Genomic DNA, 2,408 nt, shown 5'->3' on the forward strand with positions numbered 1-2,408 from the left:
TGCTATGCGATCAATGATATTTAGCCTTAAAATTTAAGTTTTCTGGCTAAGTAATAGTTTTTTATTTTTCAATACCTTTAATAATATTAATGAAAACGTCTTTGGTATGGTTTCGCAAAGATTTACGCATACATGACAATAAAGCGTTACATGCAGCTTGTGAAGATCCTTCTGCTCGGGTGTTAACCGTATTTATCGCTACTCCTAAGCAATGGTATAAACACAATATGAGTCAACGCCAAGCCGCTTTTATATTTGACCATTTGGAAAAATTAGCTCAAGAGTTATCGGGACGGGGGATAGCACTGTACTATCATCAATGTGCAAACTTCGCCGAACAAATAGACTGGTTGTTAACTTTTTGTCAGCGCGAAAAAGTTAACCAACTATTTTATAATTATGAGTATGAATTAAATGAACGCAAACGCGACCAGGAACTAGAAAGGCGCATATCAAATCAAATTTTGTGCCAAGGTTTCGATGATAGCGTTTTGCTACCTCCAGGTAATGTCCTGACTAAAAATCAGGAAATGTTTCAAGTTTATACCTCATTTCGTAATGTTTTCCTGCATAAATTGCAGGAAAGCAAACTAGTATGTTTGCCTGCCCCAGCCGCAAGGCAGGGGCATGGAGTGCCTAGTTCATCTATAATAGTACCATTTACTTATCCACGTATGCGGCCGGAAAACAGTTATTTAGTCGGAGAAAGAGCAGGCATGTCCCAGCTACGTACCTTTTGTCATCATAATATTCAGTACTATCTCCGTAACCGGGATATCCCAGCGCTAAATGCAACGAGTAGATTATCAGCTTGGCTAGCTATTGGAGTTTTGTCACCACGCCAATGTTATCAGCAATTACGCGAGAGATACCCGCTGGTACTAACGCAGAATCATAGTCCGGCTTTCATCTGGCTAAATCAACTGATCTGGCGTGATTTTTATCGTCATATGATAGTTGCTTACCCTAAGTTATGTAAGCATGAACCTTTCATATCTTGGACTAAGCACATTACCTGGCAAAACAATGACTTACTATTTCGTGCATGGTGTGAGGGCCGCACCGGTTATCCAATTATCGACGCAGCAATGCGTAAATTAGCCGTCAGTGGATGGATAAATAACCGGTTACGTATGATTACTGCTAGCTTTCTAGTCAAAGATCTTTTAATAGACTGGCGTCAAGGAGAGCGCTATTTTATGTCACAGCTAATTGATGGTGATCTAGCATCTAATAACGGCGGATGGCAGTGGGTAGCATCGACTGGTTTTGATGCAGCGCCTTATTTTCGTATATTTAATCCGACTATTCAGGGGAAACAATTTGATCAAAATGGTACTTTTATCCGACGATGGCTACCAGAGCTCAAGGTAGTACCCGATAAATATTTGCATCAGCCTTACCGTTGGCTTAAGGTACAAAACATTAGATTAAATTATCCACAGCCTATTGTAGATCACAGTAATGCATACAAACAAACACTCACAGTTTATAAAGCAGCTGCTAAGATTGCTAAAGCTAAAGGTACGAGGCAGCTAGAAGTTGAATAAACTCTGAGACGAGACAATCATCTATGCGTAATACCGAACTAGAACAAATTATTAATCAGAAACTTAACAGTGAATTACTGCAGGACTATGCACCTAATGGTTTGCAAGTTGAGGGGTGCCGGGAGGTGAAACGTATCGTAACAGGCGTAACCGCCTGCCAGAAGTTATTAGACGCAGCACTAGCACAGCATGCTGATGCTGTTATTGTACATCATGGATATTTTTGGAAAAATGAATCATTAGTTATCAACGGCATGAAGCGTCAGCGTCTAAAAACCCTGCTTGCTAATAATATTAATCTTTACGCATGGCATCTCCCACTAGATGCTCATCCTGAACTAGGCAATAATGCTCAGTTAGCAGTCCAACTAGGCATTAAAGTCACTGGTATGCTGCTTTCGCCTCTAGTACCGCAAGGTAAGTTTACTATACCGCTTAGTAGTAATCTACTACACCAGAGACTAGAACAAACTATGGCGCGCGCTGTGCTGCATTATAGTGATAATGCTCCAATGAACATCAACCGACTGGCATGGTGTTCTGGTGGAGGTCATGGATTTATTGAGTTGGCTGCGCAGGCAGGTATGAATGCTTTTATCAGCGGTGAAGTATCTGAGCAGACCATTCACATAGCTAGTGAAATGGGGCTACATTTTTATGCAGCCGGGCATCATGCAACCGAACGAGGAGGTATCTGTGCCTTAGGCGAATGGCTAGCAAAAGAATATGATTTAGATATTACCTTTATCGATATCGATAATCCGGTTTGATGCTGATGTGATTGAATCTTTATTAACAGATAGTTGCTTTTGATCAATCTGTTCATTTCATAATTTAAATAAAGCTTTTAGACGCCAT

2 protein-coding genes are annotated in these 2,408 nt (G+C 40.5%); both read left to right on the forward strand.

The window, feature by feature from the left end; genetic code table 11:
* The first annotated feature begins 89 nt into the window (after window positions 1–89).
* Complete coding sequence (gene phrB, locus CEX73_RS01180; protein ID WP_101626789.1) at window positions 90–1,550, forward strand: deoxyribodipyrimidine photo-lyase; 1,461 nt, start codon at window positions 90–92, stop codon at window positions 1,548–1,550.
* Window positions 1,551–1,573: 23 nt separating this feature from the next.
* A complete protein-coding gene (locus tag CEX73_RS01185; RefSeq protein WP_101626790.1) occupies window positions 1,574–2,320 on the forward strand; it encodes a type 2 GTP cyclohydrolase I in 747 nt (248 codons plus the stop codon).
* Window positions 2,321–2,408 lie beyond the last annotated feature (88 nt).

Origin of the sequence: Candidatus Palibaumannia cicadellinicola (assembly GCF_002855795.1) — a bacterium.
GTDB classification, from domain to species: domain Bacteria; phylum Pseudomonadota; class Gammaproteobacteria; order Enterobacterales; family Enterobacteriaceae; genus Baumannia; species Baumannia cicadellinicola_C.

Bases quoted from the DNA above. Each gene is read 5' to 3' on its own strand.
- CEX73_RS01185 (WP_101626790.1), top strand. From the start codon at position 1,574: ATGCGTAATACCGAACTAGAACAAATTATTAATCAGAAACTTAACAGT.
- phrB (WP_101626789.1), top strand. From the start codon at position 90: ATGAAAACGTCTTTGGTATGGTTTCGCAAAGATTTACGCATACATGAC.